Annotated in this window: 8 protein-coding genes and 2 rRNA genes (1 of these 10 only partly in view); all 10 read left to right on the top strand. The window is 39.6% G+C overall.

Annotated features, from left to right (window positions below):
• Positions 1-2,155 (top strand): 23S ribosomal RNA (locus ATHE_RS12975); it begins 816 nt to the left of the window's first position.
• A gap of 73 nt (positions 2,156-2,228) precedes the next feature.
• Positions 2,229-2,345, top strand: a 5S ribosomal RNA gene (rrf, locus tag ATHE_RS12970).
• Between the two features lie 558 nt (positions 2,346-2,903).
• Complete coding sequence (locus tag ATHE_RS12965; protein ID WP_015908886.1) at positions 2,904-7,730, top strand: prenyltransferase/squalene oxidase repeat-containing protein; 4,827 nt, start codon at positions 2,904-2,906, stop codon at positions 7,728-7,730.
• 78 nt (positions 7,731-7,808) lie between these two features.
• Complete coding sequence (locus ATHE_RS12960) at positions 7,809-12,488, top strand: polymorphic toxin-type HINT domain-containing protein (RefSeq protein WP_015908885.1); 4,680 nt, start codon at positions 7,809-7,811, stop codon at positions 12,486-12,488.
• A 13-nt stretch (positions 12,489-12,501) separates the two neighbouring features.
• Positions 12,502-13,920: a toxin-antitoxin system YwqK family antitoxin gene (locus ATHE_RS12955; RefSeq protein ID WP_015908884.1), complete on the top strand. Its 1,419-nt coding sequence runs from the start codon at positions 12,502-12,504 to the stop codon at positions 13,918-13,920.
• A 72-nt stretch (positions 13,921-13,992) separates the two neighbouring features.
• Positions 13,993-15,084, top strand: a complete 1,092-nt coding sequence (locus ATHE_RS12950; protein WP_015908883.1) for an RCC1 domain-containing protein — start codon at positions 13,993-13,995, stop codon at positions 15,082-15,084.
• Between the two features lie 152 nt (positions 15,085-15,236).
• The gene (locus ATHE_RS12945; protein ID WP_011915897.1) at positions 15,237-15,653 is read left to right on the top strand and encodes a bacteriohemerythrin; all 417 of its coding nucleotides are present in this window, start codon (positions 15,237-15,239) and stop codon (positions 15,651-15,653) included.
• A 416-nt stretch (positions 15,654-16,069) separates the two neighbouring features.
• Complete coding sequence (locus ATHE_RS12940; RefSeq protein WP_015908882.1) at positions 16,070-18,220, top strand: polymorphic toxin-type HINT domain-containing protein; 2,151 nt, start codon at positions 16,070-16,072, stop codon at positions 18,218-18,220.
• Positions 18,221-18,233: 13 nt separating this feature from the next.
• Positions 18,234-19,649 (top strand): toxin-antitoxin system YwqK family antitoxin, encoded by a 1,416-nt coding sequence (locus tag ATHE_RS12935; RefSeq protein ID WP_015908881.1) that lies wholly within the window; start codon positions 18,234-18,236, stop codon positions 19,647-19,649.
• Between the two features lie 72 nt (positions 19,650-19,721).
• The gene (locus tag ATHE_RS12930; RefSeq protein WP_015908880.1) at positions 19,722-20,813 is read left to right on the top strand and encodes an RCC1 domain-containing protein; all 1,092 of its coding nucleotides are present in this window, start codon (positions 19,722-19,724) and stop codon (positions 20,811-20,813) included.
• The last annotated feature ends 77 nt before the right edge of the window (positions 20,814-20,890 follow it).

Raw genomic sequence — 20,890 nt, 5'->3', positions numbered from 1 at the left:
GATGAGCTGAGGGTAGTGGAGAAATTCCAATCGAACCCGGAGATAGCTGGTTCTCCCCGAAATAGCTTTAGGGCTAGCCTCAAGCTTGTAGCCGCTGGAGGTAGAGCACTGATTGGGCTAGGGGCGCAAAAACGTTACCGAACCCTATCAAACTCCGAATGCTGGCGGTGTTAAGCTTGGGAGTCAGACCACGAGCGATAAGGTCCGTGGTCGAGAGGGGAACAGCCCAGACCGACTGCTAAGGTCCCGAAGATGTGGCTAAGTGTGCAAAGGATGTTCAGCCGCGAAGACAACCAGGAGGTTGGCTTAGAAGCAGCCATTCCTTTAAAGAGTGCGTAACAGCTCACTGGTCGAGCGGCTGGGCGCCGAAAATACTCGGGGCTGAAGCCACACACCGAAGCATCGGGTTATAGCCACAAAAGGAAGTGGCTATAGCGGTAGGGGAGCGTTCTGCGTTAGGGCGAAGCCCAAGGCGAAAGCCAGGGTGGACGAGGCAGAAGTGAGAATGCCGGAATAAGTAGCGCGAGGCAGGTGGGAAGCCTGCCCGTCGGAAGCCCAAGGGTTTCTGGGGAAGGCGAATCCGCCCAGAGTTAGCCGGGGCCTAAGGCGAGGCCGAAAGGCGTAGCTGATGGGTATCAGGTTGATAATCCTGAGCCACCTGCCGGAGGTTAACCTACGAGGCGGGACGCAGGAGGAGCAGGCAACCGGGGAGTTGGTAGACCCCGGCCAAGCGGCGAGCGGGAGTGGGTAGGCAAATCCGCTCACTCGGCAACCGTGAGCCGTGATGGGGAGCCGAAGAAAAAGTAGGCGAAGTGCTGAGCTTCACACTGCCAAGAAAAGCGTCGCGTAGGCGAAGGCAGGTGCCCGTACTGGAAACCGACACAGGTGGGCGAGGAGAGAATCCACAGACGGACGGGTGAAGCACCGCTAAGGAACTCGGCAAACTGACCCCGTAACTTCGGGAGAAGGGGTGCCCTGGGTGAAGAGCTCAGGGTCGCAGGGAATAGGCCCAAGCGACTGTTTATCAAAAACACAGGTCTCTGCCAAGCCGAAAGGCGAGGTATAGGGGCTGACGCCTGCCCGGTGCTGGAAGGTTAAGGGGAGGGGTTAGCCTGAAGAGGGCGAAGCTCCGAACCGAAGCCCCAGTGAACGGCGGCCGTAACTATAACGGTCCTAAGGTAGCGAAATTCCTTGTCGGGTAAGTTCCGACCCGCACGAATGGCGTAACGACTTGGGCGCTGTCTTGGCGGTGTGCCCGGCGAAATTGTGGTACCAGTGAAGACGCTGGTTACCCGCGGTTGGACAGAAAGACCCCGTGGAGCTTTACTGCAGCCTGGCACTGTGTTCTGGTGTGTCCTGTACAGGATAGGTGGGAGGCAGAGAAGTGGGGGCGCCAGCCTCCATGGAGCCGGCGGTGGGATACCACTCTGGGTGCACTGGGGCACTAACCAGACACTCTGAACCGAGTGATGGGACACTGTCAGGTGGGCAGTTTGACTGGGGCGGTCGCCTCCTAAAAGGTAACGGAGGCGCCCAAAGGTCACCTCAGCACGGATGGAAATCGTGCGGTAGGAGTGCAAAGGCGGTAAGGTGGCTTGACTGTGAGAGAGACATCTCGAGCAGGGACGAAAGTCGGGCTTAGTGATCCGGCGGTTTTCGAGTGGGAGAGCCGTCGCTCAACGGATAAAAGTTACCCCGGGGATAACAGGCTGATCTCCCCCGAGAGTCCACATCGACGGGGAGGTTTGGCACCTCGATGTCGGCTCATCGCATCCTGGGGCTGAAGTAGGTCCCAAGGGTTGGGCTGTTCGCCCATTAAAGCGGTACGTGAGCTGGGTTCAGAACGTCGTGAGACAGTTCGGTCCTTATCCGCCGCGGGCGCAGGGTATTTGAGGGGAGCTGACCCTAGTACGAGAGGACCGGGTTGGACGGACCGCTGGTTTACCAGTTGTTCCGCCAGGGGCACGGCTGGGAAGCCAAGTCCGGATGGGATAAACGCTGAAAGCATCTAAGCGTGAAGCCCACCCCAAGATGAGATACCCCACACCTCAAAGGTGGTAAGGGTCCTGGGAGACTACCAGGTAGATAGGCCGCATGTGTAAGCGCTGTGAGGCGTTGAGCAAGGCGGTACTAATGGCCCGAGGAGCTTGACCGAAAGATTAGCTTTCTCCCTATTCACTTGCGAGGCTGCTTAAAAAGCTGCTGAAGAAAATGAATAAGCTGACAAATCCGGTGGCGAAAGAGCGAGGGAAACACCCGTTCCCATTCCGAACACGGAAGTTAAGCCTCGCAACGCCGATGATACTGTGCTGGAGACGGCACGGGAAAGTAGGTGGCTGCCGGATTTTTTATTTTTTAATTATAATTGTTAATAATTTAACAGTTCGCTTAAATGTCAAAAAGCAAATGCTCAATTTCTAAACCTTAGTGTCCTTTTTCAACTCCTTTTAGATATGCTTTGTCTTTTGTTAAGCAACTTTTATCCAAAAACGTTTTTTATCCTTTCTCAGTTAGTATAAATAATTACATAGCATTGCCATATCAAGAAAATATGCAAATCATTTACCTAATAAACGAGGTTTCATTTCTGTTCTATAATTAGCAATCCCCACGTTAGAATAAAAAAATTATTTAACATAATAATTACGAAATTGCCATTTCAGAATTTAAAGTAATTCTTCTGTTTTTTATTTTGCAGTTAAATAGCCAAGAAAGATTACTGCCTGAGACAATATGAACTAAAATGTCTAATTATGTAGAAATGTGTCGAAACATTGTTGTTGAAAAAAATGAATATGATTTTATAAAATAGTAACATATTCTGAAGAAGACAATAACATAATTGAATTTAATTTACGTTTTTAGAAAAAACAAATTATATCTAGAAAGGAGCTATGATAGGAATGAGCTTGAGAAACATATATGCAAATCGAATTTTATCGATATTACTGTTTTTATCATTTTTCTTTTTACTGCTGTCAAATCCATTGTTACCTTTGGCAGCAGAATCAACACAGGTTGACATGAACGAAAGCATAAACAAAGCAGTTCGATGGTTAGCACAAGGCATGAACTGGGGAGATGATTATATTCAGCAGATAATAACAGCTTCAAACATTGTGAAAACTCTAAAAAAATACAAGGGAACTGAGGAAATTATAGCTAAAGCATCAGAATGGTTAAATTTACAAGAGACAGATAATGTAGACTTAATAGCAAGGGTGTTACCTTGCATATCAGAAGAAAAAAGAAAACAATTAATTTCAAAAATAGTGGAACTCCAAAATTCTGATGGTGGCTGGGGAATAACCAATGAATACGAAAGTGACATTTTAGATACATGCTTAGTGCTTGACAGTTTAATTGAAATTGAAGGACACGACCACGAAATTCAACGTGGAGTCAGTTATTTGATTTCAGCGCAGAATGCAGATGGAAGCTGGGGGTTTATAGAAAATACAGAAGGTCGTATTTATGCAACAGCATTAGCAAGGATGGTATTAGTGAAGTACAAAGAAATATATCATGTTGATATTGCTGACGTATTGGATAAATCTGCTCAATGGTTGTTAACTCAAAAGAACGAAAACGGCTTGTGGGGTGATCTAGATACTACAGTATATCTATCTACTTTTGTATACAAAGCATTATATAAGGATAGATGGGAAGAAGTTAAGAACATTCCTGAAAAGATAGCTTTGCTTCAACAGCCAAATGGAAGTTGGGAGAATGATGCGTATATAACAACAATTGCGTTAGATGTTTTGCAAAGTTATATTGACGAACAAAAAGTAGAATTAAGAGATGTAAAAATTCTAGTTAATGGGAGAGAAACTAAACAAGTAAAAGCAAAAGAGTTTGTAGAAGTGCTTCCGATTTACCAGGGAAAGGATATTGAAGTTGAGGTGGCAATAATTAATCCGGAACATGAGAAGATATTTATTCCAAAAGATAGCTTGGGAAGGTATTTTTGGTTTTCAGATGTAAATGAAGAAGGTATCTATAGTGCAGAAGTTGTGTTAAAAAATAAAAATGGTGAAGTTATTGCATCATTAGTGAAAAATTTCAATGTTGAGCCTTTTATAAAAATTAAAAGCGCATTTATAGAAGTAATACCTGGAGTTGCAAGGTTGTATAGCAGAATAACACCAAAATTGCGTATCAATTTAGATGCAGAAGTTAACATAAAAGATGAAATTACAGTTAGAGCAAATGTTTACGACTATAACTATAACATTATTTTTAATAAAGAGATGATGTCGAGATTACAAAATGGTTTAAATCAAATTGAAATAGGTGCTTTTGAACCAAATACAAAGAATGAAGGAGAATATAACATTACAGTCACTCTGTATTACAAAGAAAAAGAAATTATAAAGAGATATTACAAATTTAAAGTATTAAAGCAGCTTAGTTCCGTTTTCACATCAGATGAGGATTTTGATAGAGGTATTATGAGAGGAGTCAATCATGAAGAAGTTCATGATCAGCTCCAGCTTAATAAATCTGCTGAAGTATTTCCATATATTTGGATTGCTAATGCGGGTGAGGGAACTTTATCCAAAATTGATACAAGGACAGGGCAAGAAATAGCAAGATATAGAACAGGTCCAGATAGTTCTACAAGTCCATCAAGAACAGCAATTGATAAAGAAGGAAACTGTTGGGTAGCAAACAGAGGTAATGGAACGGTTGTAAAGATAGCTTTATCGGGTGGAATTGATAAAAATAAAAATGGAAAAATAGATACGTCATATGATGTAAACAATAATGGTAGGATTGACTCAAATGAAATTTTGCCATGGGGAGAAGATGAAGCGGTTTTGGCAGTTGTTCAAGTTGGTAGTTCAAATAGTATACCAAGAGCTGTTGCAATAGACAAAGAAGACAGAGTGTGGGTTGGATTATATAATGAGCGGAAATTTGTTGTGTTAAATTCGGACGGAACAAAAACAGGAATTGAAATAAATGTTCCATATGGACCTTATGGTGCGACAATCGATTCTAATGGTATTTTATGGGCAGCTACACTAGGTTCTGCAATTATGAAAATTGATACTAATAACAATACCTATGTGAAGAGTTATTCTGTTGGTGGAACAACTTACGGAATTGTGGTAGATAAGAAAGGGATTGTATGGTCACCTTCATTTACTTCTTCAGGGGGAATTATAAGATTTGATCCAGTTACCGAGCAGTATTCGATCCATTATGGAGATGGTTCATATGGAAGAGGAGTGGCAGTTGATAATGAGGGTAATATTTGGGCAGCATATTCTGGTAATCACGTATTAAACAAATTTTCACCGGATGGGAAATTCTTGATGTCTGTAAAACTTTACCCTAACGGACAAGGCCCTATTGGTGTTGGAGTAGACGGAGAGGGATATGTATGGGCAGTTAATTATTCGACAAGTAACGCAGCAAAGATTAAAACCGATGGAACAATCGTTGGTTTTTACCCTGTTGGTGCTAGTCCATATACGTATAGTGATATGACAGGCTTTCATCTTAAAAATATTACTGCACATGAGGGGACATGGACAGTGATTCATGATGAAGGAGAGGAAAATTGTAGATGGAAGAGTATCAGTTGGCATGAGAAAAAGCCTGCAGGAACAGATATTACTGTAAGTGCGAAAGCTGCTAATACTTTAGAAGAGTTAGAATCCAAACCTTACATCCAGGTTCAAAATAATGTCGAAATTAAAGACTTAATTGGCAGGTTTGTTCAAGTAGAAGTAAAATTAAAAACTTCTAATTTAGAAACACCGATATTAGAAGATATATCAATTAACAGTTATAATAGAGCACCAATAGCAGATGCAGGTGATGATATAACAGTTCAAGCAGGGTCAGATGGAAAAGCCAAAGTGCTGTTAGATGGGACAGGTTCATACGATCCAGATGGCGACAATTTAACATACAAATGGATATGGGACGGAGGCCAGGCAGAGGGGAACCAGCCAGAGATTATTCTATCTGAGGGAACTACTAAAATAATGCTTGTAGTAAATGATGGGAAAGTTGAATCAGAACCGGATTTTGTTAATGTAACTGTTGTTGGTACAAACAGTTTGAAAACTGACCTATTTACTGACAAATATGAATATGAAAGAGGAGAAACTGTAAATATAAGTATATATGGTGAAAATAGCAGCAATTTAAAGACACAGTGGAAATTGAGAGTAGATATTTTAGATAGGAATAAAAATTTGGTTGCAAATGTTGTTAATGACATACCAGTTGAGCTGTATGAGGGTGAGAAGAAAAACATATTATGCAAATGGGAAACAGGAACAACATTAGCTGGTTATTATATTGTAAGAGCTACTTGGAAAAAAGAAAATGTTATAGCTGCTGTCAATGAATGCAATTTTGTTATCAGACCTGATGGGGAAATTTATAACAGAGTGGTTACTGATAAAGTGGAATATTGTGCTGATGAAGATGTGAACATAACTGAAACAATCAAAAATGGCAGTACAAACAGTATTGAAAAGGGGCTTACTGTAAAGACAAAAATTATTAATTTAAATGGTGAAGAAGTATGGAGTAAAGTTACTAATATTGAGGAAATACTTCAGGGTGAGACAAAAACTATAAAAAGTTCGTGGAATACTTCAAAGAGTAGTTTAGGAGATTACACGGTTGTTTCAGAGGTATACAAAGGCAATGAAGTAATCGCAAAAACTACCACAATGTTCAGAATTATTGGAAGTACTTATAAAGGGCTAAGAGGAGAGCTTGAAGTCAAACCAAGAGTTATACGCTCAACAGATGATGTTATATTCGACTATGTTCTTACAAATACAGGGAATACAGAAATTGGTGCTATTACTTCGCAAGTAAAAATTATTAATCCTGTAAGTATGGAGATGGTTGATACATTAACAGAAAACAATATAAATATAGGAGTTGGTCAAAGTGTATATATTAGTAATACATGGAAACATACTCCATTAAAAAGAGGAACATATTTAGTAATTCTTGATGTTGTTTATGATACAGAAAAAGTAACATTAGACAGTGATTATATACTTGTAAAAGGTTCAGAGAAATTATCAAGTCCAGCATTTGGTTATACCTTATTTTCGTCGAGCAGTGTAAATCCATTGGAGATTTATGTTTATGAAGGCTGTGTAAATGGAGATGTTCATAGCAATAGCAATATTCAATCTGCTGGGACAACGTTGAATATAAACGGCACCTGTTCAAGTGTTGGTGTAATAAACACATGGTTCCAGACAACAAACATATGTAATGTGCTAAGTAATGCTCCTTATGTAGATATACCTAACGTAGTAGAAGAAATTAGAAGTAAAGCTCAACAAAGTGCAACCACCGTAAATGAGATGAGGATTATTGATTATGGAAATGGAATCAATATACCAGGAAACGTCATAAGTGAAAGTTGTATTGAAGTGAATGGGAATGATCTTACAATTGGCGGTTATTTGATATCTAAGAACAATATTTCATTTAATTTAAGAAGTGTAAAAAGCAGCTGTGAGAATGGAATTGTTATTTGTTCAGAAAATGGGGATATAAACATACATGCTTCAGAAGTAGAATTAAAAGGAATTATATATGCTCCTAATGGGACGGTATATATAAATGTGAATAAATTCAAATTAACAGGAAGAATTTATGCCAAGAGTATTAAAATAACATGCTTGCATTTTGAAGCAACACCAACAGCACGTGATATTGAGATGCTAGAACCTTAAGTGAGGTCTGGGATATATCTGCTTTTAGCGAACTAAAATCAAAGAAAAATAAAGATGTGTAGGGAGGATGGTTTTGGAATGGTGCGCAGTAAATTATCAAGACTGATTGCTATTGTATTATTAGTTGCATTTATATTTAACTTTATACTTCCAACTCAACAGTTTGCTTTAGCAAAACAGGCAAAACAAGTTGAGAGTACTTTTAAAACAACGACGTTTGAGAGAAAATATGAAATTCCAAAAACCAGAACAAAACTTGGCTGTTTCACAGATGAAATATATAAACTGTATGAGAAGCTCAAAGCAGACATTGAAGCCAATGACATAGATAAAGTGAAATCTGATATAAAAAACATAAAAAAGGTTTTAAAAGAGATTAGAAAATCTATTGTTACAGAACTTGACAAAAACAGTAAAATACTTGACAAGTTGAATGCAACTAAAGCCAAGCAAAGACATAATCGGTTTAAATCTGAATTGGAAAAGAAATTGAACAATTTTGAAGTCTTATTTGATAAGCTTGATGAACTTTTGAACCGCGTAAAAGAATACAAAGGTAAGGACATGGAACTTCTAAGGAACAAACTTCAGGAGATAGAGAATATATTAAATCCTGAACAGCCCCAGCAACCATTGGGTACACTTCCTCATAACAATGCTAGCTTAACTCCACCTAAACCAGCAATTGGTAATGAAGCCGCAGCATCTGGGTATAGTGTTGCACAACAGGAGTCTTTGGCAAATGTGTTGCCAAAGACTCCTGTTGATGCGGATTTGGCTGAGACTGCTGAGACAAAATTTACACAGGAAATCAAAAATTTAGCTGATTCACTCAAAACACCAGTGAGAATGTATGAATTTGTAAAAAACAACATAGATTTTGAGCCTTACTATGGTTCGAGAAAAGGTGCAACTGGTACGTTAAACCAGTTAGCCGGCAATGACTATGACCAAGCGTCGCTCTTGATAGCAATGTTAAGATACAAGGGCATTCCTTCACGATATGTTAAAGGTATTGTTGAAGTGCCTGTGGAGAAGGTAAAAAATTGGACAGGTGCTCAAACTGCCGAAGCAGCTGTAAAAGTGCTTGGCTCTCTTGGTATACCTACCGAATCTGTTGTGTCTGGTGGTGCAATTGTTGCTGTTCGATTTGAGCATGTTTGGGTAGAAGCATATGTACCCTATGATTACTATCGCGGCGCAGGGGCTATGAAAGGTCAAAAAGTGTGGGTTCCTCTAGATCCAAGTTTCAAACAATATAGTGTAGAATCGGGTTTGGATATTAAAGCAGTCACCAAAGTCACAGATGAGCAAATTATGGATGCATTTAAAGTTAGTGGTGAAAGAGATGGCGAGACCATCACGAAAATAGATATCGAAAAGATGAGCAGCTTCATGGATGAGATTAAAGGGAAGCTGCAAGCCTACATTGAGGGGAATAATCTTAGTAATGTTGATACTAACAAATTGATAGGTGGCAAGAAAATAAAGCCTGAAAAGCTGGGGATGCTTCCTATTACATTGCCATTCAAGATAGTTACAGTACTTGCAAAAACAAATACGATACCTGATGCAAGTAGTGAGAAAATAGGATTTTCAATCAGGGGAAATGAACCGTTCAACTTGAATTTTTCAGGAACGTATGATTTTAGTATTCAGTTCAAGGCAGTTGAACTATATGGTAAAAAGATAACTCTTTCATGGATTCCAGCCACACATGAGGACGAAGAAATTATCAATCATTACGGCGGGTTATTTAAAACACCTGCTTATATGGTTCAGTTGAAACCGCAGCTGAAAATAGATGGCCGGGTTGTTGCAGAAGGTAAGGCAGCAGGATTTGGAAATAGGCAGGAATTTACAATTGAGATAGGACATGTAGGAAGAACTGTTGAGAAGATAACCAACACTGTCACTGTTGGAGGATTTTATAGCATATGTTTTGATTTTGGCAAGATTGATGTTAAAGAACTTGATGCTATCAAAGAGAGAGTGTCAGTCATAAAAGATACAGTAAATGAGGAAAGCATTTATACAGATCAGGTAATGGGAGAGATTTTAAATAGTGCAGGTAAGACATACTTTGCTCAGCTTGATGCATTTAATTCAATTATGGCAAGAGCAATGAAGGTAAGTTCTGTTCGCCAAGTTAGTGAAGCAATGACCGGCTACAGCCCAACTGTAAAGTATATATTCAATACTCCTGTTGAGGTAACAGGCGGTTCGTTTTATATTGATGTAGACCATGATGTAATGGGTGTTGTTAGTCTTGAGGGTAAAAAGCAGAGCGAACGAGGATATATGATAACATCAGGAGTAATAGCTTCTGCGCTAGAGCATGGGATACACGAACAAATATTTAAATTACCTTCAGTTTCAGCAGTAAAGATACTTACAGAAGCAAGCAATAGATGGATACCTATATATACTATAGGCAAGGATAACATTGACAGAATAAATGAACTGGATGTTTCCGAGCATGTTAAAACAGATATCACCAATGCTGTTAACAGCGGGAAGATAGTAATAATACCGCAAAAAGAGATAAGGTACTACAACTGGCAGGGAGCAGGTTATATAGTTTTAGATCCGGAAACTGGCGCAGCAGGATACATGATAAGCGGAGGGCTTGCAGGTGGTTCTGCAGCTATTGATGTTATGGTTGCGCTGGTTAGTTTAACTACACTTGCTTGGGCTATATTTGATGTACTGCAAATATCTTGTGCTTTAATTGCTGCAACCAATCCGCTTTTAGCAATTATATTCTATTCATTGTTTGTAATCAGCACAATCAATCTCATTATGACGTTAGAAACAATAATTTTGTACTGGGAGACAAGAGATTATGAATATGCAAGCCAACTGTTTGGCGAGTTGATACTAAATATTGCTACATTTGGAGTATTTAAGGTAATTGAATATTTAGTACCGGGTATTATGACGTTATTCAAGACGGTAAAAAATCAACTGGATGAGATAGCCCAGATAGCTGAACAATTTGGAGATGAAGTTGCTGAAGTTGCAGCAAGATACGGTCCTGATGCGATTGAGGCTATAAAGAGGTATGGTCCAGATGCTGCGAGGGTGATCAACAATTATGGTGATAGTGCAGTAAAAGCTATGGCAAGAGGTATTGACCCTGCGCTTATTGAAAAAATGGACAGTTTAGCTGTTAAGGTAAATAAGCTTGAAAAATTCAAGATACTATCTCGTGAAGCAGCTCTCAAAGTTGTTGAGGTAGTGGAAACAATAAAGGACTACTTGAAAACATCTGTGGGAAGAGTTTTTGAAAAGATTAGGTCTGTGTACAGGATTGAAGATGAGTTAGATTTAACAACAGTGGATGGATGTGAATTTGGCTTATCAAGGGCAAAACTGAAGAAGAAATTAATAGAAGAGGGAATGAGTGAGGATTCGGCTGAAGAATCACTAAAATTTTTAGAAGAAGGTTGCTTTACCGGGGACACAATTGTTATTACAAAAGAGGGTAAAAAGAGGATAGATGAGATAAAGATAGGTGATTTTGTTTTTGCGAAGGATGTCAATACAGGTAAGACAGCTTATAAGAAAGTTAAACAGATTTATGTCAAGAGTGCGGAAGAGATTGTTCATATCAAAGTTGGAGATGATGAAGTAAAAACTACGAAATCGCACTTATTCTTTACAGATTCGGGCTGGTGGGAAGCAGCTGAGGATATAAAAAGTGGTGACAAAATAGTAACACAAGATGGTATAATGAAAGTAGTATATGAAGTAGAAGTTGAGAAGTTAAGCGCACCTGTAAAAATTTATAATCTCAACATAGAAGATTATCATACTTACTTTGTTGGAAGCTCTGGATTGCTTGTGCATAATGACTGCACACCTGAGGAGACTAAACTTTGGGGAAAATGGCTAGATGTAGCCGAAAAATTTAAGATAATTGAAAAAGAAGGTTTTGGTAAACTTGACGAAGGCAGAAAATCTTTTACCCAGGAATTAGATAATGTTCTTATAGGAAATTCACTTTCGAAAGAAGAGTTTTTAGAGTACATTAAGAGATTTGTTCATGACGAAAAAGAACAAAAACTTCCATCTGAAGTAAGGAAAATATTGCTTAAAATTAGAAGCTCAATACCAAAACCAGATGAGGATACAGTATTAATAAGAGTTCTAAGCCCTGATGATGTGATGTTAAATAAATATTATATAAATGCGGAAAATCCATCTGTAAGTGGATTTATAGCGTGTGCAGCTGACCTTGAAGACACTAAGACTTGTGAGGAACTTGTAGCACGACTAAGGTTAGATTACAAAGATTCACCATTTCCGGATCATAATAAGCTATCTGATATTAATTATAATGAAATATCATGCTATATATTGGTATTTAAAACGAAGGACGTAGACAAGATAAAAATTCCAGTTAGCAAAAATATGTTTGAAGACATTTCGGATGAGGAGCTTGCTAATTTGGGTATTCGCAAAGAACATTTTATTTTATTTGAGGAGGATGAAGAGTTAGCGAAAAGGTATCTTTCCAAACCATTCACAGGGACTGGATTTACAGCTGCAGGTGCTGGATACAGTGAGCATATAAGCAATGATGTAATGTATCAAATGAAAGACAAGGCAATACCGGAGTATTTTGTTCAGTTTGAAAATCCCCTAAGTTTAAAAGATGGTGCATTTTTGATAGAAATGAGAGGAAATAAGAATATGAAAGTGATAGCAAGATATTCTGAAGCAGAAAAAAGATTTATACATTTTGAGGAGTAAGGAGGCGATACTGATGCTATTTAGGATGTTGTATGGATGTGAGAAAGTCTGTGTTTACAGAGGCAAAGAATATTGTTATGAAAATTGCTATATCCCGGGGACTTACATTTTGAAAGGATACAGATTAATATCGACAGATGAAGAAGACGTTAAGTTGAGAGGATTTAGACCGGTGGAAGGGGAGAGAGGGATTTATGAGAAGGTAGTGTTAGTGGATGATGTGACAGCTGTGTATGAAAGGAAGTGGCAAATAAGATACAAGGGATACTGGGTTCAAAAATACTGTTTTTGGTTAGTTACATCTTCTGTGAATGAGATACAAATAATAGAATCTGCGAAAGAAAATGAGGGATATGGATTTTTAGACATATTTGAGAATGCAGGACCAGATAACAGGGATTTTGTAAAGACGATAGATGTGCTTGATTTGGATGAGGTAATAGAGGTTTGGGAAGTTAAGGACGGCTACAGCAGATATTTGGACAGGATGGGAGAGGATGAAGAGAAGAAAGGGGGTGAAGAGGCAAAAGCGGAGAAGGAGAAGGATGGAGTTGAGAGGGGGTATTATGCAGATGGCAGATTGAAGTATGAGATATATTACAGCAAGGGCAAAGAGCACAGGGGGGATGGACCTGCGTATGTGAAATATTACGACAATGGGAAGAAGGAGATAGAGATATATTATCGAGGAGGGAAGGTTCACAGGGAAGACGGACCTGCGTATATAAGATATTCATACAGAGGAGATGTTGTTGCGAAGGTGTATTATGTTGATGGGAAGGTTCACAGGGAAGGAGGGCCAGCGAAGATTGAGTATTACGAGAGTGGGAAAGTTAAGGAGGAGTGCTATTACAGGGAAGGTAAGCTTCACAGGGAAGATGGACCTGCGAGAGTAGTGTATTACGAGGATGGAGCGAAGAAGATAGAGGAGTATTACATTGAAGGCAAACATCACAGGGAAGGAGGACCTGGGTATATATGTTATTTCAGAGATGGTAGGATAAGAGGAGAGACGTATTTTAAAGAAGGCAGGAGGCACAGGGAAGGAGGACCAGCGAATGTGTGGTATTATGACAATGGAGTGAAGGAATTTGAGGAGTATTTCAAGGGGGGTAAACTGCACAGAGAAGATGGGTCTGCGGCAGTGTGGTGGTACAAACACGGTCAGGAAAAGGCAGTGAAATATTGCATTGAAGGTAAGTGGCCTGTGCAAGAAAAGCCTTACCTGACGTGGTATTATGAAGATGGCAGGGTAAAAGAAACATTTTATAGATTGCCACCTTTGAGTGAAGAAGAAAGGGAAAAGTACAAATATAAGTTTTATAGAGCAAGATATTACGAAAATGGAAATCCAATGTGGATTGAATGGGGGGGAAGAGAAGGGAGTTCATACTACAATGAAGATGGTTCTGAGCATAAATTGGTTTACTGAGCGTTAGCAGGAATAATAAAAGAAGATGAGGCAGATAAAAACACAGGATTAAATAGGAAGGTGATTGTGAGGATGAGGAAGGCAGTGCAGGTTTCATGTGGAGATAATTATACGCTTGCGGTATTAAGTGATGGTAGTGTATGGGCATGGGGTTCGAACTGGAATGGGGAGTTAGGGATAGGTGAGAAGGGTGGCATTTTTGCCACTCCTGTGCGAGTAAAAGGATTAGAGGATATAGTGATGGTATCAGCGGGGAAAGACCATAATCTTGCGCTGAGGAGAGACGGGACAGTATGGGCTTGGGGCAGGAATGAAGGCGGGCAGCTTGGAGATGGGACGAGGGAGAGCAAGTTAGTTCCTGTGCAAGTAAAAGGCTTGAAAGATGTAGTGATGGTAGCTGCGGCGGAGGGGCATTCTTTGGCATTGAAAAGAGATGGGACAATTTGGGTTTGGGGGTTTAATAGTGATGGAGTATTGGGTTTAAACGAGATAGTAACCCATTGTGAGGTTCCGCTGAAGGTAGAGGGTTTGGGTGAGATAGTATCGATAGCGACGAACAGATATTTAGTTTTTGCATTGAGGAAGGACGGCAGGATAGTAGCATGGGGGGAAAGACGGTACAAATATCTATGTGGTGATATAGATTTATGGGACAAAAGAAAGTTTATTATAATAGATAAGTTAGAAGACATAGTGGCGATAGCATTGGGTGAGAATCATGCGGTGGCGTTGAGGCAAGATGGCAGAGTGTTGACATGGGGAGTTTTTGAGTATGATTTGTGGAGAGAGAATAAACGTATTTTCCCTGTGCTTATTGAGAGAGAGTTATTGGAAGATGTGAGGATGATAGCGGCTGGGTATAAGCATGCACTGGTGGTGAAAGGAGATGGCAGTGTGTGGGCATGGGGTATGAACAGGAGAGGACAGCTTGGAGATGGGACTGTAGTGAGCAAGGTTTTTCCTGTTAGAGTGAAGGGGATAGAAGGAGTTGTATCGATATCAGGAGGAGGCTGGCACACAGTAGCAGTTAAGGAAGATGGGAGTATCTGGGGCTGGGGATTTAACTATTTTGGGCAGGTAGGCAGCAGGGATGGTGTTGTGAGGGAAGAGGATTATGTAATAACAACTCCTGTTGAGGTTTTTGATAAGTCTTTCTTTGGTTGATAATGCGAAATAGCTACAGTTTTGCAGGTTTGTGTTGGTAAAAGAGAGTTGAGCAAAATTGGGTTTATATTTTTTTGCAGTATAATATTTTTAAAAAAGTTGCTGAAAGAAATAATACCGAAAAAGAAATATTAGAGAGAGGGTGATTGGAAGTGTCGCAGATAGAATGGAAAGAACAGTATACTTTAGGTGATGAAGGTTTCGACGAGGATATCAAAAAAATTGTTGAGAGAATGAATAAAATTTTACATGCCTATGAACAGCCTGAAAGTCAAAAAGATGTTTTAGAAGAGCTACGCTTTTTGGGGAATAATTTAGCTATTAGTTTTTCACATCAAGAATATCGCATGAAGAAGTATTTGTATCCGCCCTATTTTTCACACAAGAGAGAACACGACAGCTTTCTTGAAAAATATAAAAAGTATCGAGAGGAAGCAGGAAAGGAAGGAGAGTTAGTAGCTGCTGTTATGAAGATAAGAGGGATTATTGAAGAGTGGTTAGAGAACCATGTAATTGTAGAGGATAAGAAACTAGTAGCTTTTTTAAAAAAGAAGGAGCAGGGGATGTAGACAAAAGGTTCAAGAACCTGCAAAAGCTATCTGCCACAATGGTAGACAGCTTTTTGTTTATAAGATATCAGGCTTTTTCTGTAAAGGTCAATATCAAAGTGTTTTTTTCCAAGGTCAGTTGAAAGCAGTATCTTAATCATTTGAAATCATATTTGATTTGAGTATTACCTACGCATATTTATTAAATCTAAAAACATGCAGAAGCAAGCAATAGATGGATACCTATATATACTATAGGCAAGGATAACATTGACAGAATAAATGAACTGGATGTTTCCGAGCATGTTAAAACAGATATCACCAATGCTGTTAACAGCGGGAAGATAGTAATAATACCGCAAAAAGAGATAAGGTACTACAACTGGCAGGGAGCAGGTTATATAGTTTTAGATCCGGAAACTGGCGCAGCAGGATACATGATAAGCGGAGGGCTTGCAGGTGGTTCTGCAGCTATTGATGTTATGGTTGCGCTGGTTAGTTTAACTACACTTGCTTGGGCTATATTTGATGTACTGCAAATATCTTGTGCTTTAATTGCTGCAACCAATCCGCTTTTAGCAATTATATTCTATTCATTGTTTGTAATCAGCACAATCAATCTCATTATGACGTTAGAAACAATAATTTTGTACTGGGAGACAAGAGATTATGAATATGCAAGCCAACTGTTTGGCGAGTTGATACTAAATATTGCTACATTTGGAGTATTTAAGGTAATTGAATATTTAGTACCGGGTATTATGACGTTATTCAAGACGGTAAAAAATCAACTGGATGAGATAGCCCAGATAGCTGAACAATTTGGAGATGAAGTTGCTGAAGTTGCAGCAAGATACGGTCCTGATGCGATTGAGGCTATAAAGAGGTATGGTCCAGATGCTGCGAGGGTGATCAACAATTATGGTGATAGTGCAGTAAAAGCTATGGCAAGAGGTATTGACCCTGCGCTTATTGAAAAAATGGACAGTTTAGCTGTTAAGGTAAATAAGCTTGAAAAATTCAAGATACTATCTCGTGAAGCAGCTCTCAAAGTTGTTGAGGTAGTGGAAACAATAAAGGACTACTTGAAAACATCTGTGGGAAGAGTTTTTGAAAAGATTAGGTCTGTGTACAGGATTGAAGATGAGTTAGATTTAACAACAGTGGATGGATGTGAATTTGGCTTATCAAGGGCAAAACTGAAGAAGAAATTAATAGAAGAGGGAATGAGTGAGGATTCGGCTGAAGAATCACTAAAATTTTTAGAAGAAGGTTGCTTTACCGGGGACACAATTGTTATTACAAAAGAGGGTAAAAAGAGGATAGATGAGATAAAGATAGGTGATTTTGTTTTTGCGAAGGATGTCAATACAGGTAAGACAGCTTATAAGAAAGTTAAACAGATTTATGTCAAGAGTGCGGAAGAGATTGTTCATATCAAAGTTGGAGATGATGAAGTAAAAACTACGAAATCGCACTTATTCTTTACAGATTCGGGCTGGTGGGAAGCAGCTGAGGATATAAAAAGTGGTGACAAAATAGTAACACAAGATGGTATAATGAAAGTAGTATATGAAGTAGAAGTTGAGAAGTTAAGCGCACCTGTAAAAATTTATAATCTCAACATAGAAGATTATCATACTTACTTTGTTGGAAGCTCTGGATTGCTTGTGCATAATGACTGCACACCTGAGGAGACTAAAATTATTTCAGAGGCGCAGCAGCAATACGAAAAATGTATAGAAGAAGGTATTGCTTCACTTGACACAGCAAGAAAATGTTTTAGCGACGAATTGGATGATGTTCTAAAAAATCTTGAAGATGAGATAAAAATTTCTAAAGATGAGTTTGTGGAGTATAAATCATCAGTTGTTCATGACAATCCAAAATTACCTGAAAATAAAAAAGAACTTTCTATTAAAGAAAGGAAAGCATTGTTAAAAATAAGAGGTGATATACCACAACCAGATGAGAATACAGTATTAGTAAAAGTGCTAAACCCTCAGGAAGATGTAGAAAAATACTATTTACGTGGGGAGAGTCCATATGTAAAAGGATTTATAGCGCGTGCAGTTGATCTTAAATACGCTCGAACTTATGAGGAAATTGTAGCAAGTTTAAGGTTAGATTATAAAAATTCACCATTTCCGAAACGAAATGATGTGTCCGAAAATAAAGTATCATGCTATATTGTGATATTTAAAACGAAGGACGTAGACAAGATAAAAATTCCAGTTAGCAAAAATATGTTTGAAGACATTTCGGATGAGGAGCTTGCTAATTTGGGTATTCGCAAAGAACATTTTATTTTATTTGAGGAGGATGAAGAGTTAGCGAAAAGGTATCTTTCCAAACCATTCACAGGGACTGGATTTACAGCAACAGGTGCTGGAGACGATGAGTATATAACCGATGGGGTAATGAATCAAATGAAAGACAAGGCAATACCGGAGTATTTTGTTCAGTTTGAAAATCCCCTAAGTTTAAAAGATGGTGCATTTTTGATAGAAATGAGAGGAAATAAGAATATGAAAGTGATAGCAAGATATTCTGAAGCAGAAAAAAGATTTATACATTTTGAGGAGTAAGGAGGCGATACTGATGCTATTTAGGATGTTGTATGGATGTGAGAAAGTCTGTGTTTACAGAGGCAAAGAATATTGTTATGAAAATTGCTATATCCCGGGGACTTACATTTTGAAAGGATACAGATTAATATCGACAGATGAAGAAGACGTTAAGTTGAGAGGATTTAGACCGGTGGAAGGGGAGAGAGGGATTTATGAGAAGGTAGTGTTAGTGGATGATGTGACAGCTGTGTATGAAAGGAAGTGGCAAATAAGATACAAGGGATACTGGGTTCAAAAATACTGTTTTTGGTTAGTTACATCTTCTGTGAATGAGATACAAATAGAATCTGTGAAAGGAAATGAGGGATATGGTTTTTTAGACATAAGTGAGAATGCAGGACCAGATAACAGGGATTTTGTAAAGACGATAGATGTGCTTGATTTGGATGAGGTAATAGAGGTTTGGGAAGTTAAGGACGGCTACAGCAGATATTTGGACAGGATGGGAGAGGATGAAGAGAAGAAAGGGGGTGAAGAGGCAGAAGCGGAGAAGGAGAAGGATGGAGTTGAGAGGGGGTATTATGCAGATGGCAGATTGAAGTATGAGATATATTACAGCAAGGGCAAAGAGCACAGGGGGGATGGACCTGCGTATGTGAAATATTACGACAATGGGAAGAAGGAGATAGAGATATATTATCGAGGAGGGAAGGTTCACAGGGAAGACGGACCTGCGTATATAAGATATTCATACAGAGGAGATGTTGTTGCGAAGGTGTATTATGTTGATGGGAAGGTTCACAGGGAAGGAGGGCCAGCGAAGATTGAGTATTACGAGAGTGGGAAAGTTAAGGAGGAGTGCTATTACAGGGAAGGTAAGCTTCACAGGGAAGATGGACCTGCGAGAGTAGTGTATTACGAGGATGGAGCGAAGAAGATAGAGGAGTATTACATTGAAGGCAAGCATCACAGGGAAGGAGGACCTGGGTATATATGTTATTTCAGAGATGGTAGGATAAGAGGAGAGACGTATTTTAAAGAAGGCAAGAGGCACAGGGAAGGAGGACCAGCGAATGTGTGGTATTATGACAATGGAGTGAAGGAATTTGAGGAGTATTTCAAGGGGGGTAAACTGCACAGAGAAGATGGGCCTGCGGCAGTGTGGTGGTACAAACACGGTCAGGAAAAGGCAGTGGAATATTGCATTGAAGGTAAGTGGCCTGTGCAAGAAAAGCCTTACCTGACGTGGTATTATGAAGATGGCAGGGTAAAAGAAACATTTTATAGATTGCCACCTTTGAGTGAAGAAGAAAGGGAAAAGTACAAATATAAGTTTTATACAGCAAGATATTACGAAAATGGAAATCCAATGTGGATTAATTGGGTGGGAAGAAGAAAGAGTTCATACTACAATGAAGATGGTTCTGAGCATAAATTGGTTTACTGAGCGTTAGCAGGAATAATAAAAGAAGATGAGGCAGATAAAAACACAGGATTAAATAGGAAGGTGATTGTGGGGATGAGGAAGGCAGTGCAGGTTTCATGTGGAGATAATTATACGCTTGCGGTATTAAGTGATGGTAGTGTATGGGCATGGGGTTCGAACTGGAATGGGGAGTTAGGGATAGGTGAGAAGGGTGGCATTTTTGCCACTCCTGTGCGAGTAAAAGGATTAGAGGATATAGTGATGGTATCAGCGGGGAAAGACCATAATCTTGCGCTGAGGAGAGACGGGACAGTATGGGCTTGGGGCAGGAATGAAGGCGGGCAGCTTGGAGATGGGACGAGGGAGAGCAAGTTAGTTCCTGTGCAAGTAAAAGGCTTGAAAGATGTAGTGATGGTAGCTGCGGCAGAGGGGCATTCTTTGGCATTGAAAAGAGATGGGACAATTTGGGTTTGGGGGTTTAATAGTGATGGAGTATTGGGTTTAAACGAGATAGTAACCCATTGTGAGGTTCCGCTGAAGGTAGAGGGTTTGGGTGAGATAGTATCGATAGCGACGAACAGATATTTAGTTTTTGCATTGAGGAAGGACGGCAGGATAGTAGCATGGGGGGAAAAACGGTACAAATATCTATGTGGTGATATAGATTTATGGGACAAAAGAAAGTTTATTATAATAGATAAGTTAGAAGACATAGTGGCGATAGCATTGGGTGAGAATCATGCGGTGGCGTTGAGGCAAGATGGCAGAGTGTTGACATGGGGAGTTTTTGAGTATGATTTGTGGAGAGAGAATAAACGTATTTTCCCTGTGCTTATTGAGAGAGAGTTATTGGAAGATGTGAGGATGATAGCGGCTGGGTATAAGCATGCACTGGTGGTGAAAGGAGATGGCAGTGTGTGGGCATGGGGTATGAACAGGAGAGGACAGCTTGGAGATGGGACTGTAGTGAGCAAGGTTTTTCCTGTTAGAGTGAGGGGGATAGAAGGAGTTGTATCGATATCAGGAGGAGGCTGGCACACAGTAGCAGTTAAGGAAGATGGGAGTATCTGGGGCTGGGGATTTAACTATTTTGGGCAGGTAGGCAGCAGGGATGGTGTTGTGAGGGAAGAGGATTATGTAATAACAACTCCTGTTGAGGTTTTTGATAAATCTTTCTTTGGTTGATAATGCGAAATAGCTACAGTTTTGCAGGTTTGTGTTGGTAAAAGAGAGTTGAGCAAAATTGGGTTTATATTTTTTTG

The sequence above is a fragment of the Caldicellulosiruptor bescii DSM 6725 genome, from assembly GCF_000022325.1.
GTDB classification, from domain to species: Bacteria; Bacillota; Thermoanaerobacteria; order Caldicellulosiruptorales; family Caldicellulosiruptoraceae; genus Caldicellulosiruptor; species Caldicellulosiruptor bescii.
The sequence above is the reverse complement of the archived record's forward strand: the minus strand, read 5'-3'. Positions and strand labels throughout refer to the sequence as shown.

Excerpts from the sequence above, each read along its gene's own strand:
- ATHE_RS12950 (WP_015908883.1), top strand. The coding sequence starts at position 13,993 with ATGAGGAAGGCAGTGCAGGTTTCATGTGGAGATAATTATACGCTTGCG.
- ATHE_RS12965 (WP_015908886.1), top strand. The coding sequence starts at position 2,904 with ATGAGCTTGAGAAACATATATGCAAATCGAATTTTATCGATATTACTG.
- ATHE_RS12935 (WP_015908881.1), top strand. The coding sequence starts at position 18,234 with ATGCTATTTAGGATGTTGTATGGATGTGAGAAAGTCTGTGTTTACAGA.
- ATHE_RS12940 (WP_015908882.1), top strand. The coding sequence starts at position 16,070 with ATGATAAGCGGAGGGCTTGCAGGTGGTTCTGCAGCTATTGATGTTATG.
- ATHE_RS12960 (WP_015908885.1), top strand. The coding sequence starts at position 7,809 with ATGGTGCGCAGTAAATTATCAAGACTGATTGCTATTGTATTATTAGTT.
- ATHE_RS12930 (WP_015908880.1), top strand. The coding sequence starts at position 19,722 with ATGAGGAAGGCAGTGCAGGTTTCATGTGGAGATAATTATACGCTTGCG.
- ATHE_RS12955 (WP_015908884.1), top strand. The coding sequence starts at position 12,502 with ATGCTATTTAGGATGTTGTATGGATGTGAGAAAGTCTGTGTTTACAGA.